The organism is Kribbella sp. NPDC050241 (assembly GCF_044459685.1).
In the GTDB taxonomy this organism is placed as follows: domain Bacteria; phylum Actinomycetota; class Actinomycetes; order Propionibacteriales; family Kribbellaceae; genus Kribbella.
The window spans coordinates 875,394-896,028 of the sequence record NZ_JBITJE010000003.1 but is presented as its reverse complement, the minus strand read 5'-3'; the positions used below and the strand labels follow the sequence as shown (position 1 = coordinate 896,028).

Genomic DNA, 20,635 nt, shown 5'->3' with positions numbered 1-20,635 from the left:
TGATAGGGAACTGGGAACTCTATGGAACTCGTAACATCCACCACCTGGACCGAGCTCGTGTTGCTGCTGGTCGCGTTCGTGTTGTCGATGGTCATCGGCATCGAGCGGCAGTTGCAGCAGAAGAGTGCGGGGATGCGGACGCATACCCTGGTCGGCACCGGGGCTGCTCTGTTCACTCTGGTCTCCGGCTTCGGCTTCGACGCCGTCCTGGGGACCGAGGTCAACCTCGATCCGTCGAGGATCGCGGCGCAGGTCGTCTCCGGCGTCGGGTTCCTCGGCGCCGGGGTGATCTTCATGCGCCGCGACGTGGTCCGCGGACTGACCACCGCGGCGACGATCTGGATGACGGCTGCGATCGGAATGGCCTGTGGTGCGGGGATGCCGGTGCTGGCCGTGGCCGCGACCCTGCTGCATCTTGTCGCGGTCGGCCCGTTCGGCCGGCTCGGCCGCTTCCTGCCGTCGCCGGACCGCCGGCGCATCGTGACCGTTCGCTACGAGGACGGTTACGGCGTACTGCGAGCGATCCTGGCGACCGCGACATCGATGGGTTTCGAGGCGTCGGTGCTCGGAACCGACGTGCACAGGGAGGCCGGCCGGCCGCAGGTCCGGGCGTCGATGCGGTTCACCGGCCGACCGCCGTTGCAGAATCTGGTGCTGGCCCTGGACGACCTCGACGGCGTCACCGGCGTCCGCCTGCGGGAAGACGTCGACGACTGAGTTGCCTGATCGTTGTGAAGTCAGTGAGAAAATCACATAGATTCTCTATACGTCACCATAGAACGATGATAATTTCGCGGCGTGCTTAACACTCCGCCCCTCACTGAGCTGCAGACCCTGGCCTTGCGGCTGGCCGCTGCGGCCGGCGAGGAGTTGCTGGCGCGTCAACCAGGTCTATCCATTGACGCCGTCGGTGTCGAGACCAAATCCTCGGCCAGCGACCCGGTCAGCGCCGCGGACCGCGCCTCCGAGAAGCTGATCACCGGTGGCCTCAGCGCGGCGCGGCCCGGTGACGGTCTGCTCGGCGAGGAGGGTACGGCGCGGGCCTCTGAGACCGGTCTGACCTGGGTGATCGACCCGCTGGACGGGACGGTGAACTACCTCTACGGCCGTCTCGACTGGTGTGTCTCCATCGCGGTCGAGGACGAGGCTGGTGCACTGGTCGGCGTGGTTCACCAGCCGCGCACGGGCATCACCTGGTCCGCGCTCCGCGGCCAGGGTGCATGGCGCGACGACTTCCGCGTGTGCGCACCACGCGACGTGGTCCCGCTCGGCCCACCGCGGGACGTTGTACTCGCGTCGGCCCTGGTGAGCACCGGCTTCTCGTATCTGCCCGAGCGTCGCGCCGAACAGGCCGACCACCTGCTGCGCGTGCTGCCCGCCGTACGGGATGTGCGCCGCGGCGGATCGGCCGCTCTCGACCTCTGCTCGGTCGCCGACGGTACGGCGGACGCCTACTACGAGCACCTCATTCAGCCCTGGGACATCGCCGCCGGCGCCCTGATCGCCCGCGAAGCGGGTGCACAGACGATCGGCGGACCCGGGACCGCACTACCGCATGGCATCCTCGCGGCCGAGCCCTCCCTGGCGGCCGCGCTGGTCGAACTGTTAGCCCCGTCAACCCCGAGGAGGCCGGTGTGACCGCACTGGACCTGCCGGTCCGGACCCATCCGGACGAACGCGTTCTGACCGGCGACGCCGACAACCACCGGCGCCGCAGACGCCGCCGCGAGTACGGCCTGTTCGCGCTGCTGGTGGCGCCGAACCTGATCGTGATCGCGGTCTTCGCGTACTGGCCGATCATCTACAACGCGTTCCTCAGCCTGACCGACTGGAACATGATCGCGGCCCGGCCGACGTTCGTTGGCCTGGCCAACTACGCCCGTACGCTGTCCGATCCGGCGTTCCACAAGACGCTGTGGATCACGCTCGTGTTCACCGGACTGATCGTGGTCGGCAGCCTGGTGATCGGCCTCGCGCTGGCGTTCCTGTTCAACCTGCCGCTGAAGGGCCGGGGCGCGGTCCGGACGATGGCGTTCGCGCCGCACGTGCTGTCCGGCGCTGCGGTCGCCACCATCTGGGCGTTCATGTTCGACCCCGGCTACGGCCTGCTGCGAGCACTGATCGAACCGCTCGGCGCCGAGCCGCCGGACTGGATGAACAGCTCCGACTGGGCGCTTCCGGGACTCGTCATCGTCTACCTGTGGAAGAACGTCGGCTTCGCCGCGCTGATCTACCTGGCCGGCCTGCAGGGCCTGCCGAAGGACCTGGACGAGGCGGCGGCGATCGACGGCGCGAGTACCTGGACGAGGTTCTGGGCGATCAAGCTGCCGTTGCTTGCCCCGATCACCTTCTTCCTGCTGATCACCACGGTGATCGGCACCTTCCAGGCGTTCGACGTGATCGCGGTGATGACCGGCGGTGGCCCTGGTGATGCCACCACGACGCTGAGCTGGTCGATCTACAACGAAGGCTTCCGGGCGTTCAACGCGGGCCGCGCGGCGACGCTGTCGATCATCATGTTCGTCATCCTGCTGGTCGTGACCACCGTGCAGGCCCGGGTGATGGAGAGGCGGGTGCACTACCGATGAAGGCACGTGCGATCCAGTACGTCGTACTGATCGGGGTGGCAGCCGTGTTCCTCGGCCCGCTCTACTGGCTGATCAGTACGACAGTGAAGCAGCCGACTGAGATCTACCAGTGGCCGCCGTCGTGGTGGCCGGACCACTTCACCTGGGAGAACTTCAAGCTGGCCTGGGAAGCGGCGCCGTTCGACCGGTTCTTCCTGAACTCGACGATCACGACGGTGCTCGGCACCCTGCTCAAGGTGACGAACGCGGTGCTGACGGCGTACGCCTTCGCCTACCTGCGGTTCCCGTTCAAGAAGGTGCTGTTCTTCGGAGTGCTCGGCGCGATGATGGTGCCGGGCCACGTGACCCTGCTGCCGAACTACCTCACCGTGGCGACGCTGGGATGGATCAACACCTATGCGGGTCTGATCATCCCGGGCATCGGGTCGGCGTTCGCGACGTTCCTGATGCGCCAGCACTTCCTCACCCTGCCGACCGAGGTGACGGACGCGGCCGCGGTCGACGGGGCCGGGCACCTGCGGACCCTGTGGCGCGTCGTACTGCCGATGTCGCGGCCGATGCTGGTCACGGTCGTGGTGATCACCGCCGTGGAGGAGTGGAACAACTTCGTCTGGCCGCTGATCGTGACCAACTCGGCCTCGATGCGGACGCTGCCGATCGGCCTGCTGATCCTGAAGACCGAGGAGGGCGTGGCGAGCTGGGGCACCATCATGGCCGGCACCTTGATGATGCTGGCGCCGATGCTGGTGATCTTCCTCATCGCGCAGCGCTACATCGTCGGCGGACTCACCCAGGGAGCGTTGAAGGGATGACGATGCCCACAATCATGCGCCGCAGGATGTTCTTGGGACTTGCCGCCGGTACCACCCTCGCGGGCTGCGGCTACCGGTCGGTCGACGCGGAGTACTCGCAGCCGCCGGGTGCGGTGCCGGCGAAGTACGGCAACCGGGTCCGGGTCGTGTTCTGGACGTCGTACGGCGGCGCGAACGGCAAGGCGGTCGACAAACTCGTTGCCAAGTTCAACGACTCGCAGCAGGACGTGTACGTCGAGGTGCAGTTCCAGGGCAGCTACGACGACGTGGCCCAGAAGGTCGCCGCAGCGCTGGTCGCCAAGCAGGCACCGGACCTGGCCATCCTGTCCGACGTGACCTGGGAGCGGTTCTTCCTCAACGACGCACTGGAGCCGTTGAACAGCTACTTCACCGACGGGTTCGGACCGGCCGTGTTCCAGCAGAAGCTCTTCGGCGAGTACGTCGTGAAGGGGCAGAGCTGGGCGGTTCCGTTCGCCCGCAGTACGCCGATCCTCTACTACAACAAGGACGTGTTCGCGAAGGCCGGCCTGCCGGACCGGGCGCCGCGGACCTGGAGCGAGTTGCGGTCCTGGGGGCCGGAGCTGTCGAAGGTGCAGTCCGGTGGACGCTCGCTGCGCACGCTCGCGCTCGCCAAGGTCGACGGCGACTGGCAGTTCCAGGGCAACGTCTGGCAGTTCGGCGGTGCGTACTCCAAGGGCCTCGACGTCACCATCGACCAGGACGGTGCGGTCGCGGCCGGCGAGTGGCAGCGGCAGATGGTGCATGTGGACAAGCTGGCCTACATGGCCCACAGCCCGAGCACCGACTTCGCGAACGGGCTGGTCGCGATGATGCAGGAGTCGACCGGCGGCCTGAAGAGCATGACCAGCAAGGCGAAGTTCCCCGTCGGCGCCGGCTTCATCCCGTCCGAGGTCGCGTCCGGGCTCGCCACCGGCGGAGGCGGCATCGGGATGATGCGCAACATCTCCACCGAGCGGAAGCAGGCCGCCGCGACGTTCCTGACCTTCCTCGCCCTGCCGGAGAACTCGGCCTTCTGGACCGCGCAGACCGGGTACCTCCCGGTGGTCGACAAGGCCAGGGAGAATCCGGATCTGAAGAAGCTGATCGCCGAGCAGCCGAACTTCGGCGTCGCGATCGCGCAGCTCACCAACGCCCGGCAGCAGGACGGCATCCGGCTCTACGGCCGGAACGCGAACGTCGCGATCTACACCGGGCTGCAGCAGATCTACGCCGACAACACGGCGGTGAAGAAGGTGTTCGGCTCGGTCGCCAAGCGGCTCGAGGCGATCGGCGACGAGGTCAAGCGACTCTACGAGGAGAAAGTTCTGTGATCATCACCGGCCACCGTGGCGCGCTCGGTACCGAACCCGAGAACACGCTGCGGTCCTTCCGGCGGGCGGTCGCCGACGGCTGCGACGAGATCGAGCTGGACCTGCGGGTCACGGCCGACGGTGAGCTCGTGATCATGCACGACGCCACCGTCGACCGGACGACCTCCGGGTCCGGCGAGATCGCCGCGATGTCGTACGACGAGTTGCGGTCGCTCGACGCCGGTCTCGGTGAAGTGGTGCCCACGTGGGCCGAGACGGCCGCCGAAATCGGTATCCGCTTCCAGGCCGAGGTGAAGGCGGTCGACGCCATCCCGCTGCTGGTCGAGTCGCTGCAGGCGGATCCGTCGCTGGCGGCGCGGACGCTGGTCACGTCGTTCCATCCGGAGATCCTGCTGGCGGTACGGCGCGCGATGCCGACCGCGTCCACCGGCCGGATCTTCGGGCGTACTCCTGCGATCTTCGACGTACTCATGCTGACCAAGGAGGCCGACGCAGGTACGGCGCTCTGCGGGATCGCCGGCCTGACCGCGGACGGTGTGGCGGAGCTCCAGGCCACGGGGCTGGAGGTCACCGCCTGGCCGGTACCGGACCAGGACACCCTGGTCCGGGCGGCGGCCCTCGGCGTCAACGGCATCACCACGGACAACCCGCACTTGCTGCGCCGAGTGGCATAGAGCGAACCGCCAGGCCATCACATCTGACCCACCCCGTTGAGCCCCAGCGTGCCACTCCCGCGAATCCGCGCATTGTGATGGCCTGGCGGTCCGCACCCCACCCCAGCCTCCCCGGCGAGTCGGGGGTGCGTGGCCCGCGTCACACGTTCCAACGTCTGAATTTGTTCTTCCGTGGAAGAAAAATGTGTGATTGCCTATCCGCATGGGATTCAGCATCGGTGTGGTCGGCGCCGGCCAGTTCGCCCCTTCGTTCCTGCGGCTGTGGTCCGCGCACCCGGACGTGTCCGACGTGCGACTGACCGACGTACTGCCGGAACGGACCGCCGAGATGGCGGCCAAGCAGGGCATCTCGATCACCTACCAGTCGTTCGAGGAGATGCTCGCCTCCGACGTGGACGCGGTGGCGATCTTCACCCAGCGGTGGCTGCACGGCGAGATGGCGATCCGCGCGCTGGAGGCCGGCAAACACGTCTACTCGACCGTCCCGATGGCGATCGAGGCGGACCAGATCGCCCGCATCATCGAGCTGGTCAAGGAGACCGGCCTGACCTACATGATGGGCGAGACCAGCTTCTACTACCCGTCGTCGGTCTACTGCCGGAACAAGCTCGCCGCCGGTGAGTTCGGCCGGGTCTTCTACTCCGAGGGCGACTACGTCCACGACATGGACCTCGGCTTCTACGCGGCGTACCAGTACAGCGGCGGCGAGGAGTGGAAGAAGACCGCGTCGTTCCCGCCCATGCTCTACCCGACGCATGCCGTCGGCAACGTTCTCTCGGTGACCGGCCAGCACGCCACGCACGTGTCCTGCATCGGTGTGAAGGACGACCGCGGCGACGGCGTCTTCGACAAGGACGTCAGCCAGTTCGACAACGACTTCAGCAACGCCACGGCGCTGTTCAAGCTGGCCGACGGCGGAGTGATGCGGACGAACGAGATGCGCCGCGTCGGCTACCCGTCGCACATCCGTGAGTCGCGGCTGCGGGTGTTCGGCACCGAGGGCAGCTTCGAGCAACTCGCCACCACCACGGTCTGGCAGACCAAGGAGGGTGTCGAGGACATCAGCCAGCTGATGGAGACGAAGCCGAGCAGCTCGATGGACGACGCCGACCTGGCGAACGTCGACCCGGCACTGCGGGACGCGTTCCGGTCCGGCCTGTCGCCGGTGCACGACCGGAGCCGGCTGCCCGCCGAGTTCGACGGCATGCACAACGGCCACGAGGGGTCACACCACTTCCTCGCCGACGACTTCGTCCGCGCGGTCGCCGACAAGACCCTCCCACCCGTCAACGCCTGGGTCGCCGCCCGCTACACCCTCCCCGGCATCTACGCCCACCAGTCGGCCCTGCAGGGCGGCGTACAACTCGAGATCCCCGACCACGGAGACGCCCCGGCCTGAGCATCCCGCGAGCACGAACCCCCGGGTGCTCCCGCGGCAGCTCCGTTCGCCGAGCCCGCGGACTATCGGCTGGCTTGTGACGGACCTGCAGCACTCACCAAAGCCACCTCAGGTGGCGGACGTCGGGTGACTTGAGCGGGCGCCTTGACCACCCGCACCGGTTGGTGAGTGCCCGGCGTCCGGCCTTCCTCTACCAGTAGGATCCGGTATGGCTCTGGACTTGTTCGCCGGGATCTCGGTCAGCGACTACGCGGCCGCGGTCGATTGGTACACGAAGCTGCTGGGGGCGCCGCCGAGCTTTCTGCCGAACGACATCGAGGCGGTCTGGGAGGTCGGCGACCACCAGTTCCTGTACATCGAGGTCGTGCCCCAGCACGCCGGCCACGCTCAGCACACCCTCTTCGTCGAGGACTTCGAGGCCCGGATCCAGGCGATCTCCGAGCGCGGCATCGAACCTGCGAAACGCGAGACCTACGAGAACGGCGTACGCCACGTCACGTACTACGACCCCGAGGGCAACGAGATCTCGTACGGCGGCGCCCCGGTGGAGTAGCGCCGGTTGGTCACGGTTCGTGGTCGGCACGGTGGCGGACGAGGTCGGGGAGGAAGTTCTCGAGGTTGCCGATCTCCTCGATGTGGTGACGGATCCAGGCCGCGAGCTTCGGGGCGGGGAACGCGCGGGTGTGCGCCACCCTGTTGAGGAACAGGCCGGCCAGCACCGTGGTGTCGCCCAGCGTGAGGCGGGTCGTGTAGCGGCTGCCGCCGTGGTATGGCTCGAATTCGTTCTCGAACCGGACGATCGACGTACCGAGGATGCGTTTGGAGATGATCGCGAACTGCTGGTCGACCGTTTCGACGGTGACCTGGAGATCGGTCAGGTTGGCGAGGTCACGGCCCAGCGCCTCCTTGATGTGCAGCCGGGCGCCGGGAGCGACCACCTGGCCGGGGGTCGTCAGCTCGTACGAGATGTGGTCCAACGGGTGCCAGACGAGGTACCGCGGCCAGGTGGCACCGGCGTACCGCATCGTCCCGGGCACATGGCCGTACCACCAGGCGAGCATCTCCGGCGTCACCTGGTCGAGTGGCGCGTGCCGGATCGTCACGACGGTCCGCCCACCGTCCGAAGACGTCGACACCTGCGCCGACTCCGTCGGCCGCAACGGCCACAGAACGGGCCGCGGAGCAGGGAGTTCCACAGCATCCATCTCCCCGCCGTGCCCCAACCCTCCCACCCCAAACCCTCAGTCTCGAACCGCGATCCGATCCACCAATTCCCACGGCAGCACACGTACGTCGACCGCTGTCCGCCCCTCGAGTTCGGCCCGCAACAGCCGGTGGATCCCGTCGAGGATCGTGACCCGTCCGTCCGGTCGGCGTACGACGTCCAGTGGGTGACTCAGGTCGGCTGCCATCGTCCGGTCGTACTGCTCGCGGTACAGCATCGGATCACCCGCGACCTGGTACGGCGTGACCTGGAACGGCCGGCCGTCGTACGCCCAGAAGGGGAGGTCGAGATGCCCGGCGAGCTCACACAGCGGAACGCGAAGGGTCGGCAGGTCCAGCTGGTGGAGGAGCGAGAGGTCCCAGTGGAAGTCGAGGATGTACGACGACAGCTCCGGCGGGACCTGGTCCGCCAGGGGAAAGGGACGGCGGGTCACTCGTAGATCTTGCGCAGCCGGAGCGTCATCGAGTTTTCGATGTGTTGGGTCATCGCGGACTCGGCGGCGGCGGGGTCGCCGGAGGCGATGGTTTCGACCAGTGTGCGGTGTTCGGTCAGGACCTCGGGGCCGATGTCGCGGTCGTAGTGGAGGCGGAAGATGTGCAGGTGGCAGTGGGTGCGCTCGAATGCGAGCCGGACCTGCTCGCTGCCGGACAGCCCCGCGATCAGCGAGTGGAAACGGTTGTCGTGCGCGGTCAGCGACTTGTAGCCGGCGTAGTCGACCGACGTCGGCTCGACCGCGTTCGCCAGCTCGGTCCGCAGCCGGTCGCGCCCGTGGTCGTCGATCAGCTCGGCCGCCCGCCGTGCCGCCCACGGCTCCAGCAGTAGCCGGAACCGGTACAGGTCGTCGAACTCGTCCAGCGTGAGCAGCGGCGTCGCGCGGTACCCCTTGAGCGGTTCCTTGACCGCCAGTCCCTCCGACTCCAGCCGCGCCAGCGCCTCCCGCACCGGCGTCGACGACACCTGGAACTCCCGCGCCAGCCCGTCGATCGAGATCCGCGCGCCGGGCCGGATGACGTGGTCCATCAGCATCGTCTTGATCGCCTCGTACACGTCGTCGGCGAGCATCTGCCGCCGGAGCAGCCGCCGGTCCTGCGGCGCCACGGTCCCGAGGGTGGGTTCCGTCATCGGCTCTCTCCGGATCCTGGTCGCGGTCTTGACCCGGCCGGTCGTCTTCGGCAGGGTGGCACTGTAATCATGCATCATGCACGATTCGACCCGGGCTAGCTACGGGAAGGCAGAAAACGAATGGTGAGGTTCGAACAGGTCGGAGTCCTGCCCGAGCCGGGGGACAACGTTGCAATCGCCTCCCGCCGGCTCGAAGCCGGGGCGGAGATCGAGCTCGGCGATGCTGTGGTCACGCTGCCACACACCGTGCTCGAGGGGCACCGCTTCGTAGTCACCCGAGTGGCTCCCGGTGAGGCGCTGACTTCCTGGAACACCCCGTTCGCCCGCGCTTCTCGCGACCTGGTCCCGGGCGACTACGTGTGTACGCCGACCAGCCTCGCGGCAGTCACCGCCCGCGGGGTCGAGGGCCTCCCGGACGAGCCGTCGGCCACCAACGAGCCGCTCGACCCGTACGAGCTGGACGAGTCCGCGCTGAACTTCGGCGCGCAGGTGACCAGTGTCGAGCAGCCCGGAACGTTCCTCGGCTACCCCCGCGAGCAGGGCCCGGCCGGCACCCGCAACCACGTCGTGGTGATGGCGACCAGTTCCCGCAGCAGTGGGTTCGTCACCGAGCTCGCCCGTCGCTTCGACGGCGCGGCTGCCGGGGACGGCGTCGTACCCGTGGCTCACACCGAGGGCGGCGAGGACGAGGTCCCGAACAACCTGCATTTCCTGCTCGCGACGCTGGCCGGCTTCACCCTGAATCCGAACGTCGGCGCCGTACTGATCGTCGACACCGAGGACGACGTGGTGTCCGGCCAGGCGATCAAGGACTTCATGGCGGAGCACGGCTATCCGTCGATCAAGGTCCCGTACGCGTACTTCACCCGCAGGGCCGGGTTCGAGCACGATCTCACCGAAGCCGGCGCGCTGGTCGAGCCGTGGCTGCCCATCGTGGACGCCCAGCAGCGCGAGGAGGTCCCGCTCGCCGACCTCAAGATCGCCTTGCAATGCGGTGGATCCGACGCGTTCTCGGGCATCTCCGCCAACCCGCTCGCCGGTCTCGTAGGTGCGGAGGTGATCAAGCACGGCGGCGCCGCCGTACTCGCGGAGACCGACGAGCTGATCGGCGCGGAACCCTATGTGCTGAAGAACGTCCGCGACCTCGCGACCGCGCGGCGGTTCCTCGCCACCATTCGCTCGTTCAAGGAACGCGTCGGCTGGCACGGTCACACCGCGGAGGGCAACCCGTCCGGCGGCAACGTGTACCGCGGCCTCTACAACATCGTCCTCAAGTCGATCGGCGCCGCGCGGAAGCTGCCGCGCGAAGTGCGGCTGGACCACGTGATCGACTACGGCGAACCGCTGCCCGGCAACGGCTACATCTTCATGGACAGCCCCGGCAACGACCTCGAGTCGGTCGCGGGCCAGATCGGCAGCGGCTGCAACCTGATCTTCTTCACCACCGGGAACGGCTCGATCACGAACTTCCCGTTCGTGCCCACGCTGAAGTTCGTCACCACCCACGACCGGTACGAGCGCCTGCACGCCGAGATGGACGTGGATGCGGGCCGCTACCTCACCGGTACGCCGATGGCCGAGCTGACCGTGGACACCTTCGACCTGACCGTCCGGGTCGCGTCCGGCGAGCCGAGCGCGGGGGAGCGGGCCGGCCACAGTCAGGTGTCGATCTGGCGGAACTGGAAGCAGAGCGGTCCGCGCGAAGGCATCTCGATCACCACCGACGGCCGGATGAGCCGCAAGCTCATCGACCTCCCGGCCGAGGACCGCGACGCTCCGCTGGACGGTCTTCCGCTGGCGGGTCTTGGCTCCAACGCCCGGACTGCGGTACGGCTGTTGCAGGTTGACGACCGGCTGGTGCCGGAGGCCGTGGGGCTGATCTTGCCGACCAGCCTGTGCTCGGGGCAGATCGCGCTGCGGCTCGCGGCGCAAGGTGAACTGGAGAAGTGGGCCGGCGACGCGGTCACGCGGATGGTCGCGCTGCCGCACACCGAGGGCTGCGGCAGCAGTGGCGGTGCCTCCGAGGAGACGTTCGCGCGCACGATGCTCGGCTATCTGCTCCACCCCAACACGCGGATGGCGCTCCTGCTCGAGCACGGCTGCGAGAAGACCCACAACGACTACTTCCGCTCGCGCCTGGTCGAAGCCGGCGCCGACCCGTCCCGCTTCGGCTGGGCGAGCATCCAGGCCGACGGTGGCCTGGACGCGGTCGGCGCGAAGGTGCGCGACTGGTTCAACAGCTTCGACCTGGACGCTCCGGTCGAGTACGCCGGGACCCTCGGCGAACTCACCATCGGGTTGGAGGCGCGTGGCCCGCTGACCGCCGAGACCGCTGAGGCGCTGGCGCTGGTCGGTCGCGACATCGTCGGCTCTGGTGGATCCGTTGTCCTCTCGTCCCGAGGCGGACTGCTCGCGCACGACGGCTTCCGTCGTACGGCGTTCGGCTCTGACGCGGCCGTGGGGCCGACCATCGCGCATGGGCAGCGGTTCGCGGCGCGGGGGTGGCACGTGATGCGGATGCCTGGCACGGACTGGATGGAGACGGCGACCGGCTTCGGCGCGTCCGGCGTCCAGCAGATCCTCGCGCACGTTGCCGGCGGCACCTTGTCCGCGCAGCGCTTCGTCCCGGTCGTTGAGTTCAGCAACGATCCCGAGACGGTGGCGAAGTACGGCGACGACCTCGACGCGGTGGCCACCGGCAACGCCGCGGACCAGGCCCGGATCGGCCTGGACACCATCGCTGCGGTGGCGAGCCGGCAGTTCGTTCCGAAGGCGGTTGCGTCAGGCAACGTCGGCTTCCAGATCACCCGCGGTCTCCTCGGCACCTCGATGTGAAAGGCATCTCCATGCATGTGGTCCGTTACAAGTCCCCGGACGGTCGGCCCGTTGTCGGTGTGCGTATCGATGACACCGTGGCGCCCGTCGAAGGCGTCGGCAGTTTCGCGGAGTTGCTGCGGCTCCCGCTCGACGACCTGAAGACAGCGGTCGCCAAGCTCGGGGAGCCTGTCGCGGTCGACGGCCTGAAGTTCCTGCCGCCTCTCGACGGGCGGGGTGAGGTCTGGTGTGCGGGCGTCACCTACGAGCGGTCGCGTGGTGCTCGGATGGAGGAGAGCACCGAGCAGTCCGTGTACGACAAGGTCTACACGGCCGATCGGCCGGAGCTCTTCCAGAAGGCCCCGGCCTGGCGTGTGGTGGCCGACGGCGAACCGGTCGGCATCCGGGTCGACTCGGGTCACGACGTACCCGAGCCTGAGCTCGCGGTCGTCGCCAACAGCCACGGCGAGATCGTCGGCTTCACGGTGTGCAACGACATGAGCTCGCGCTCGATCGAGGGCGTGAACCCGCTGTACGTACCGCAGGCCAAGCTGTTCGCCGGTGGCTGCTCGCTGGCGGCCGGCATCCGGCCCGCGTGGGAGGTCGCGAACCCGAAGGACCTGAGCATCGACCTGGTCATCGAACGCGACGGCGACGAGGTGTTCGCGGGTACGACGTCCACCGCGAAGCTGGTGCGGGAGCTGCAGGACCTGATCGACGTACTGTTCGTGCCGAACGACTTCCCGGACGGCGTGATCCTGGCGACCGGCACCGGGATCGTGCCCGAGCTGGACTTTGCGCTGGCCGAGGGCGACGTCATCACGATCACGATCGCCGAGGTCGGCACGCTGACGAATACGGTGGCCGTCGGCCGGGAACCGTTCGCGTTCCTGGCGACCGAGAACCTGGAGGAGAAGCGATGATCCCGGACACCACCCCCGCCGAGCTCGAGCAGGCTCTCGCCGGCGCCGCGGCTGCCGCACCGGCGCTGGGCGCCGCGGAACCCGCCGTACGGGCCGGGTGGATCCGCACGGTGGCGGACGCCCTGGACGCGGCGGCGGACGAACTGGTGCCGATCGCGATGCGGGAGTCGTCGCTGCCGGAGGCGCGGCTGCGCGGCGAGGTCGCGCGGAGCACCGGCCAGCTGCGGATGTTCGCCGAGGTGCTGGAAGAAGGCTCGCTGCTCGAGGTCATCATCGACACGGCGGACGCTCAGGCGAAGCCGGTACCCCGGCCGGATCTGCGTCGGGTCCTGGTGCCGCTCGGACCGGTGCTGGTGTTTGCCGCCAGCAACTTCCCGTTTGCCTTCAGTGTCTGTGGCGGTGACACCGCCTCCGCTTTGGCTGCCGGATGTCCGGTGATCGTCAAGGCACACCCCGGTCATCCTGAGCTGTCCGCGCGGACCGCCGACGTGATGGTCGCGGCGCTGGCCTCGGCCGGCGCTCCGGCTGGTTCGTTCGGTCTGATCCAGGGCTTCGACGTTGGCGTTACCGCGCTGAAGGACCCGCGGATCACGGCGGCCGGCTTCACCGGCTCGGTTCCGGCCGGCAAGGCGCTGCACGAGATCGCGGTCACCCGGCCGGAGCCGATCCCGTTCTACGGTGAGCTCGGCAGCCTGAACCCGGTCTTCGTCACCCAGGCCGCGATCGATGCTCGGGGCAAGGACATCGCGACCGGGTACGTCGGGTCGTTCACCCTCGGCGTCGGTCAGTTCTGCACGAAGCCGGGTCTGCTCTTCCTGCCCGCCGGCCACGGTCTGCAGGACCAGTTGGCGTCGGCGGTCGGTGGAGTCGCCGAGGCGCCGATGCTGAACGACCGCATCAAGGACGGCTTCGGCTCAGGCCTCGACCGGCTGCAGAAGGTCGACGGCATCCGGGTCTGGGCCTCCGGTAGTGCGACGTTGCTGCAGACGACAGTCCCCGAGCTGCTCGCGCGTCGCGACGAGATCCTCGAGGAGTGCTTCGGGCCGGTCTCGATCATTGTCGAATACAGCGGCGTGGAGGAGCTCCGCGCTGCTGTCGAAGCCTTCGAGGGAAACCTGACCGCGACGCTGCACGCCGAGTCGTCTGACACCGAGTTGGCCGCGGAGCTGCTGCCGTTGCTGACGGCAAGGGCCGGAAGGGTGCTGTGGAACGGCTGGCCGACCGGAGTCGCCGTGTCGTGGGCACAGCACCACGGCGGGCCGTTCCCGTCGACCGTCGGCTCGATCCACACCAGCGTCGGCGTGACCGCGGCCCGCCGGTTCCAGCGACCGGTTGCCTACCAGGACACGCCGGATGCGGTGCTGCCTGACGTACTCAAGGATGCGAACCCGAGCGGCATCAGCCGCCGGGTGAACGGGACCGTGACTACAGGTGAGGTGCCTCGATGACCGATCTGCCACCGACCAGCGACCCGCGCGACGCCTCCGTGCCGCCGGACAGCGGTGATCCGACGCCGGAGAAGACCGGTACGGCGGGCGTGCCGGAGCGTCCCGACGCGCCGATCGGGCGGCGGAGTTTCGACCACTGGTTCGGTGAGAAGGACCGCAACGGCTTCATCCACCGGTCCTGGATGCGTGCGCAGGGCTTCTCCGACGAGGTGTTTGACGGCCGCCCGGTGATCGGTATCTGCAACACCTGGTCCGAGCTCACCCCATGCAACGCCCACCTGCGCCGGCTGGCCGACTCGGTGAAGCGCGGCGTCTGGCAGGCCGGCGGGTTCCCGCTCGAGTTCCCGGTGATGTCGCTCGGCGAGACCATGCTCCGGCCGACCGCCATGCTGTTCCGGAACCTGCTCAGCATGGACGTCGAGGAGTCGCTGCGCGGCAACCCGATCGACGGGGCCATCCTGCTGACCGGCTGCGACAAGACCACACCGGGCTCGATCATGGGCGCCGCGAGCGTCGACCTGCCCACCCTGGTGGTGACCGGCGGTCCCATGTTGAACGGTAAATTCCGCGGCTGCGACATCGGCTCGGGTACCGCGGTCTGGCGGTTCACTCAGGACCGCAACGCCGGCCGGATGACCGAGGCCGACTACGCGGCGGCCGAGTCCGGCATGTCCCGCAGCAACGGACACTGCATGACCATGGGTACGGCGTCCACGATGGCGTGCATGGCCGAGGCGCTGGGCCTGCAGCTGACCGGTTCCGCGGCCATCCCCGCGGTCGACTCCCGCCGCTACTCGATCGCTCAGCAGGCCGGTCAGCGGATCGTCCAGATGGTCCACGAGGACCTGAAGCCGAGCGACATCCTGACCCGCGACGCCTTCGCGAACGCGGTCCGGGCGAACGCGGCGATCGGTGGCTCGACCAACGCGGTCATCCACCTGCTCGCAATCGCCGGCCGGGTCGGCGTCGACCTGACGCTGGACGACATGGACGAGTGGGCCCGCGGCGTGCCGTGGCTGGTCGACCTGCAGCCGTCCGGCAAGTACCTGATGGAGGACTTCTACTACGCCGGCGGCCTGCCCGCGGTGATGAAGGAGATCCTGCCGCTGATCAAGGCCGACGCGATCACCGTGACCGGCAAAACCATGGGCGAGAACGTCGCCAACGCGGAGCGGACCGACTGGAGTGGTCAGGAGGGTCAGCCGGCGACCGCCGTGATCCGGCCTGTCGGCGATCCGCTGGGCAGTGGCGCGGGAACCGCCGTACTGAAGGGGAATCTCGCGCCGGACGGTGCCGTGATCAAGCAGTCCGCGGCGTCCGAGCGGTTGTTGCAGCATCGCGGTAAGGCGCTCGTGTTCAGCAGCATCGAGGAGTACGACAAGGCCGTCGAGGATCCGGATCTCGACGTCGACGAGGACACCGTGCTGGTGCTGCAGAACTCCGGCCCGCGGGGCTACCCGGGGATGCCCGAGGTCGGCAACATGACGATCCCACGCAAGCTCGCCGAGATCGGTGTCGACGACATGGTGCGCATCTCGGACGCGCGGATGAGCGGTACGGCGTACGGCACCGTCGTACTGCATGTCACTCCGGAAGCGGCTGTTGGTGGACCGTTGGCGTTGGTGCGGACCGGTGACTGGATCGAGCTGGACGTGCCGGCGAGGCGGTTGCATCTGGACGTGCCGGACGAGGAGCTGGAGAAGCGGCGCGCCGACTGGCAGCCGCCGGCGCCACCGACCGATCGCGGCTGGGCCCGGCTGTACGTCGACCACGTGACGCAGGCCAACCAGGGCTGCGACCTGGACTTCCTCATCGGCCGAACCGGTTCGGCCGTAGCCAGGCAGAGCCACTGATGGCATCCGCACAACAACCTCCGAGCGAAGCGAGGGGTTCGTCGTGGGGCCCTTTTGAAGCTGTCCGAGGGCTTCGGCCGAAGGGTGTGATCCCGCAGGTCACGCCGATCCGCCGGTTGCTCTCGGATGTCCCGACCTCAGCAGATCCGTACGCCGAAGCGCAGGCAGCGCTCGAACCCTTGCGATCCCGCATCGCACCTGATGCGCGGATCGCCGTGACCGCGGGCAGCCGTGGCATCCACGACCTCGTCCCGGTGGTCAAGGCGGCTGTCGACTGGCTGAAGTCGGCGGGCGCCGCGCCGTTCGTCATCCCCGCGATGGGATCGCACGGCGGTGCGACCGCTGACGGTCAGAAGGAGATGCTCGCCGGGCTCGGCATCACGCCGGAATCCGTCGGCTGCCCGATCGAGGCGACCATGGAGACGGTCGTCGTCGGCACGCTGTCCGACGGCACCGAGATCCACCACGATGCGATCGCCGCCAAGGCGGACGGCGTACTCCTGGTGAACCGGGTCAAGCCGCACACCGACTTCCGCGGTCCGATCGAGAGCGGGATCGCCAAGATCCTCGCGATCGGCTTGGGCAACCACGTCGGCGCGGCCTCGTTGCACGCCGGCGGCATCCCGTCACTGGGCGGGAACGTCGAGGCGGCCGCCCGCATGGTCGTTGCGCAGGGCAAGGTCATTGGTGGGCTGGCGATCCTGGAGAACGCACGGGAGAAGACCGCCGCGGTCGAGCTGCTCGAGCCGGACGGTATCGCTGGTGTGGCCGAGCAGGCATTGCTGCAACGGGCAGGCGCGTTGCTCGGCCGGTTGCCGTTCGACGAGCTGGACGTGCTGGTGATCGATGAACTGGGCAAGGACAAGTCCGGGGCCGGCATGGACACGAACGTGATCGGCCGGTGCTGGGTGCACGGGATCCCCGAGTTCGAGTCGCCGTCGATCGCGACGATCAGCGTGCACTCGCTCACCCCGGCGTCGCACGGGAACGCCTCCGGCCTCGGCCTGGCCGACGTCATCCCGGCGCGTCTGCTGGAGCAGGTGGACTTCCGGGTCAGCTATGTCAACGCCCTGACGTCCGGCGCCGGGGGAGCCCGCCGCTCCCGGTTGCCGATGGTGATGGAAGACGACGAGGCCACTGTGCTCGCCGCCGCGACGATGTGCGGCCGGCGCGACTGGTCCGAGCTCCGGCTGGCCCGGATCAAGGACACCTTGTCCCCGAACGAGTTGATGGTGACGCCGGCACTGCTGACCGAGGTGAGTGACCGCTTCGACCTGGAGATCACCGGGCCGGCGCGGGACCTGACAGCGGCCGGCCGGCTCGGACCCTGGAGAGACGCATGAACCTTCGCGAGGCACACGCACTGCTGGCCGATCGTGGTTTCCGCCCGGGCGGCGCGTCCGCGCGCACGTTCCCGGACGGGGCGCCGTACAAGGTGGAGATCCCTTCGTGTGAAGGGCCGCGGGTGATGACCGCGGTGCTGGAGGAAGCCAAGACCCGCGGCGTACGGATCGACCGGGTGTCGCAGGGCAGCGGCGTGATGATGCTGACCGACGGCGAGATCGAGGAGATGCTCTCGCTCGGTACGTCGGCCGGAGTCGAGGTCTGTCTGTTCCTCGGTCCGCGTGGTGCGTGGGACATCGGTGGTCAGGCCAAGGTTTCCGCGGCCGTCGGCGGTGTTGCGCGGGGCAACGAGATGGTTGCGGCGTCGCTCTGTGATGCGTTCCGGGCCGTCGAGCTCGGGGTGCGGAGCCTGCTGGTCGGGGACATCGGCGTACTGGAGATCCTCGGTGAGCTGAAGGTCGACGGGTCGTTGCCGTCGGACCTGGTGCTGAAGACGTCGGTGCTGATGCCGTTGCCCAATGCCCCGACTGCTCGGTTGTACGAGCGGTTGGGGGCGACGAGCCTGAACGTGTCGACCGACCTGCCGGTGCCGGTGCTGGCGGAGATCCGGTCGGTGACGTCGGTGCCGATCGACATGTACATCGAGGTCCCTGACGATCAGGGCGGGCATGTGCGGTTCTACGACGTACCGGAGATCGTCCGGGTCGCGGCGCCGGTCTATCTGAAGATGGGTCTGCGGAACGCACCGAACATCTATCCGGTGGGCGCGCATCTCACCGGGACGGCGGAGGCGCTCGGGCGGGAACGGGTACGGCGGGCGGAGTTGATCCTGCGGCTGCTGGCCGAACAGGATGAGGCATGACGCCTGCTGATCCACTCGTCGCCCGGTTGCGTTCGGCCCTGGGCGACAACGCGGTTGTCGACGATCCCGACGTACTGGACAGTCATCGCAATGACCACGCGACCTTCTGTACGGCCGGCGTACCGCGGCTGCTGGTGCGGCCGTCGTCGACCGCTGACGTCTCGGAGGTTCTGAAGGCTGCTGGGTCATTCGGTGTGCCTGTGGTGACGCAGGGAGCCCGGACCGGGTTGTCGGGTGCGGCGAACGCGGTGGACGGCTGCCTGTTGCTGTCGACCGCGCGGATGAACCAGATCCTGGAGGTCTCGGTCGAGGACCATGTCGCCGTGGTCCAACCGGGTGTGGTGAACGCCGACCTGTCCCGGGCTGTGCTCGAGAAGGACCTCTTCTACCCGCCGGATCCGTCGTCGTGGGAAATGTCCACGGTGGGTGGCAACATCGCGACCAACGCCGGTGGGCTGTGTTGTGTGAAGTACGGCGTGACGTCGGACTTCGTGCGTGGACTGGAGGTGGTGCTCGCGTCGGGCGAGGTCGTCCGCACCGGCCGGCGGTCGGCGAAGGGCGTCGCCGGGTACGACCTGACGCGGTTGATCGTCGGATCCGAAGGCACGCTGGGCGTCGTCACGGAGGCGACGCTCGCGCTGCGGCCTGCCCCCGAAGCCTCGTTGACCGCGGCGGCTACCTTCCTGTCCATCGAGGAGGGGATCGCTGCCGCGGCCGCGATCATGTCCTCCGGCCTCCGCCCCTCCCTGCTCGAATTCCTGGATCGTCCGACCTTACGGGCCATCCAGGACTATCGCGACATGGGACTCCCCGCCGACGTCGGATCGATGCTGATCGCGCAGTCGGACCGCGGTCAGCGCGCCGCGGAGGACGTGGCGCGCATCGCGGCGATCTGCACCGAGCATGGCGCCATCGACGTCGCCGAGGCGTCGGACGCCGAGGAGTCCCGGATGCTTCTCGAGGCCCGGCGCCTGGTCAATGCGGCACTCGAACCCCTCGGTGTCACTCTCATCGACGACGTCGCCGTACCCCGCTCGAAGCTGGTCGCGTTGCTCCGCGGCATCGCCGAGATCGGCACGAAGTACGACGTACTGATCTGCTGCCCCGGCCACGTCGGCGACGGCAACATGCACCCCACCGTCGTCTTCGACCGCGACGACCCCGACGCCGAGGCCCGAGCCCTGCAAGCCTTCGGCGCCGTGATGGAACTGGGCCTGTCGCTAGGCGGCACCATCACCGGCGAACACGGCATCGGCAAACTCAAACGCCACTGGCTCGCCCAGGAACTGGGACCGGTGGGCTTGCGTCTGCAACGCGAGATCAAGGCCGTCTTCGACCCCGGCAACCTTCTGAACCCCGACAAACTCTTCCTCTGAGTCCCCCTGCCCGGAGTCGAACCAGGAACCCGGCCTTCGGAGAGCCAGGCGAGAAATCCGTCACCAGGGGGATTCGGGTACGCCGCCTGTGGGAGCGGCGTACCCGCAGCGTTCTACTCCTCGACCGAGACGACGCGGACCCAGTCGGAGCAGTCGGCTTCACACCAGACGTGATCGCCACGGTGGGCGATCCGATCACGCTGTACATGCCCACAGGCAAGGTGTACCCGGCGCAGCGCATGACCCTGCTTCACTGGAGCACCGGTCCTACCGCCGGGCACTCGCTTCCTGTTCCTGAGGTCGGCCATGGCCGGTCCTCCTCTCTTCTCATCTTGTTTGTTGCCCAAGGCATCCTTGTGCGTGCAGGAGACAGGATTCGAACCTGCTCAGCCCGAAGGCGACGGGGTTACAGCCCGCCCCGCCTCTCCCACGGCGGCGCTCCTACAGGTATCGACGGACTGCTTCGCAGTACTCCCGAAATTCAATGGGGCACTTCTCGCTCAACCTGTGTTCCTCACCAACTACGTCCCGGTGCATCGCCGCAGCGGCCAACGGCAACGTCGCCAGCACCCATCCGGACCGGGTGAGAAGGCCGATTCCCAGGTGCAGCAGGGTGCAGCCGACGTACATCGGATTGCGGCTCACGCCGTACACTCCGGTCGTCACCAGCTCGTCCGGCTCTGCGAGCTCCGTCCGTGCGGCAGCTTTCACGGCGGCCGCAACGATCAGGCTCCCGGCTCCAACTGCTGCCCATCCAGCCGAGCGCCGGCGCATCAACCGCCACGGGCGGACCTGCTCGAGCGCGATCCCAGCCGCGATGCCGGCCAGGCCGGCTTCGGGGATCGGCACATTCCGCAGCGCGGC

The 20,635-nt window shown here is 68.2% G+C and carries 19 protein-coding genes and 1 tRNA gene; 15 read left to right on the top strand and 5 right to left on the bottom strand.

The genetic code is table 11. The features are described from left to right. Nucleotides 1–21 precede the first annotated feature (21 nt). From ACIBG5_RS19130 to ACIBG5_RS19095, 8 genes are all read left to right on the top strand, one after another. Complete coding sequence (locus ACIBG5_RS19130; protein ID WP_360445588.1) at nt 22–717, top strand: MgtC/SapB family protein; 696 nt, start codon at nt 22–24, stop codon at nt 715–717. An 81-nt stretch (nt 718–798) separates the two neighbouring features. After that, complete coding sequence (locus tag ACIBG5_RS19125) at nt 799–1,638, top strand: inositol monophosphatase family protein (RefSeq protein ID WP_396392809.1); 840 nt, start codon at nt 799–801, stop codon at nt 1,636–1,638. Further along, nucleotides 1,635–2,588 carry a sugar ABC transporter permease gene (locus ACIBG5_RS19120; protein ID WP_360445592.1) on the top strand — a complete coding sequence of 318 codons (954 nt, stop codon included), beginning with the start codon at nt 1,635–1,637 and terminating at the stop codon, nt 2,586–2,588. The genes ACIBG5_RS19125 and ACIBG5_RS19120 overlap by 4 nt, the downstream gene beginning before the upstream one ends. Beyond that, a complete protein-coding gene (locus ACIBG5_RS19115; RefSeq protein ID WP_396392808.1) occupies nt 2,585–3,400 on the top strand; it encodes a carbohydrate ABC transporter permease in 816 nt (271 codons plus the stop codon). The genes ACIBG5_RS19120 and ACIBG5_RS19115 overlap by 4 nt, the downstream gene beginning before the upstream one ends. Beyond that, nucleotides 3,397–4,731 carry an ABC transporter substrate-binding protein gene (locus tag ACIBG5_RS19110; protein WP_396392807.1) on the top strand — a complete coding sequence of 445 codons (1,335 nt, stop codon included), beginning with the start codon at nt 3,397–3,399 and terminating at the stop codon, nt 4,729–4,731. The genes ACIBG5_RS19115 and ACIBG5_RS19110 overlap by 4 nt, the downstream gene beginning before the upstream one ends. Then, entirely contained in the window at nt 4,728–5,405 is a 678-nt protein-coding gene (locus tag ACIBG5_RS19105) for a glycerophosphodiester phosphodiesterase (RefSeq protein ID WP_396392806.1), read from the top strand. The genes ACIBG5_RS19110 and ACIBG5_RS19105 overlap by 4 nt, the downstream gene beginning before the upstream one ends. 202 nt (nt 5,406–5,607) lie before the next feature. Continuing rightward, nucleotides 5,608–6,804 (top strand): Gfo/Idh/MocA family protein, encoded by a 1,197-nt coding sequence (locus ACIBG5_RS19100; protein ID WP_396392805.1) that lies wholly within the window; start codon nt 5,608–5,610, stop codon nt 6,802–6,804. 208 nt (nt 6,805–7,012) lie between these two features. Continuing rightward, the gene (locus tag ACIBG5_RS19095; RefSeq protein WP_396392804.1) at nt 7,013–7,357 is read left to right on the top strand and encodes a VOC family protein; all 345 of its coding nucleotides are present in this window, start codon (nt 7,013–7,015) and stop codon (nt 7,355–7,357) included. Nucleotides 7,358–7,367: 10 nt separating this feature from the next. On the opposite strand, the gene ACIBG5_RS19090 is transcribed toward ACIBG5_RS19095, so the two are convergent. From ACIBG5_RS19090 to ACIBG5_RS19080, 3 genes are all read right to left on the bottom strand, one after another. Continuing rightward, nucleotides 7,368–7,940 carry a DAPG hydrolase family protein gene (locus ACIBG5_RS19090; protein WP_396392803.1) on the bottom strand — a complete coding sequence of 191 codons (573 nt, stop codon included), beginning with the start codon at nt 7,938–7,940 and terminating at the stop codon, nt 7,368–7,370. Nucleotides 7,941–8,045: 105 nt separating this feature from the next. Further along, nucleotides 8,046–8,462, bottom strand: a complete 417-nt coding sequence (locus tag ACIBG5_RS19085; RefSeq protein WP_396392802.1) for a hypothetical protein — start codon at nt 8,460–8,462, stop codon at nt 8,046–8,048. Further along, a complete protein-coding gene (locus ACIBG5_RS19080) occupies nt 8,459–9,151 on the bottom strand; it encodes a GntR family transcriptional regulator (RefSeq protein ID WP_396392801.1) in 693 nt (230 codons plus the stop codon). Before ACIBG5_RS19080 ends, ACIBG5_RS19085 begins: the two co-directional genes overlap by 4 nt. Nucleotides 9,152–9,271: 120 nt before the next feature. On the opposite strand from ACIBG5_RS19080, the gene ACIBG5_RS19075 reads away from it, so the two are divergent. From ACIBG5_RS19075 to ACIBG5_RS19045, 7 genes are all read left to right on the top strand, one after another. Continuing rightward, on the top strand, nt 9,272–11,986 hold the full coding sequence (locus tag ACIBG5_RS19075) for a UxaA family hydrolase (RefSeq protein ID WP_396392800.1): 2,715 nt from the start codon (nt 9,272–9,274) through the stop codon (nt 11,984–11,986). A 77-nt stretch (nt 11,987–12,063) separates the two neighbouring features. Next, the gene (locus tag ACIBG5_RS19070; RefSeq protein ID WP_396392799.1) at nt 12,064–12,888 is read left to right on the top strand and encodes a fumarylacetoacetate hydrolase family protein; all 825 of its coding nucleotides are present in this window, start codon (nt 12,064–12,066) and stop codon (nt 12,886–12,888) included. Next, nucleotides 12,885–14,336 carry an aldehyde dehydrogenase (NADP(+)) gene (locus tag ACIBG5_RS19065; RefSeq protein ID WP_396392798.1) on the top strand — a complete coding sequence of 484 codons (1,452 nt, stop codon included), beginning with the start codon at nt 12,885–12,887 and terminating at the stop codon, nt 14,334–14,336. Before ACIBG5_RS19070 ends, ACIBG5_RS19065 begins: the two co-directional genes overlap by 4 nt. Further along, complete coding sequence (locus ACIBG5_RS19060) at nt 14,333–16,189, top strand: IlvD/Edd family dehydratase (protein ID WP_360445616.1); 1,857 nt, start codon at nt 14,333–14,335, stop codon at nt 16,187–16,189. The genes ACIBG5_RS19065 and ACIBG5_RS19060 overlap by 4 nt, the downstream gene beginning before the upstream one ends. An 86-nt stretch (nt 16,190–16,275) precedes the next feature. Beyond that, nucleotides 16,276–17,532, top strand: a complete 1,257-nt coding sequence (locus tag ACIBG5_RS19055; RefSeq protein ID WP_396392797.1) for a DUF2088 domain-containing protein — start codon at nt 16,276–16,278, stop codon at nt 17,530–17,532. After that, the gene (locus ACIBG5_RS19050; protein ID WP_393384890.1) at nt 17,529–18,395 is read left to right on the top strand and encodes a U32 family peptidase; all 867 of its coding nucleotides are present in this window, start codon (nt 17,529–17,531) and stop codon (nt 18,393–18,395) included. Before ACIBG5_RS19055 ends, ACIBG5_RS19050 begins: the two co-directional genes overlap by 4 nt. Continuing rightward, entirely contained in the window at nt 18,392–19,771 is a 1,380-nt protein-coding gene (locus tag ACIBG5_RS19045; protein WP_396392796.1) for an FAD-binding oxidoreductase, read from the top strand. Before ACIBG5_RS19050 ends, ACIBG5_RS19045 begins: the two co-directional genes overlap by 4 nt. Nucleotides 19,772–20,132: 361 nt before the next feature. Here ACIBG5_RS19045 and ACIBG5_RS19040 read toward each other — a convergent pair. Both ACIBG5_RS19040 and ACIBG5_RS19035 read right to left on the bottom strand, forming a co-directional pair. Continuing rightward, a tRNA-Tyr gene (locus tag ACIBG5_RS19040) sits at nt 20,133–20,216 on the bottom strand. After that, nucleotides 20,213–20,620 (bottom strand): methyltransferase family protein, encoded by a 408-nt coding sequence (locus ACIBG5_RS19035; protein ID WP_396392795.1) that lies wholly within the window; start codon nt 20,618–20,620, stop codon nt 20,213–20,215. Before ACIBG5_RS19035 ends, ACIBG5_RS19040 begins: the two co-directional genes overlap by 4 nt. Nucleotides 20,621–20,635: the final 15 nt, after the last annotated feature.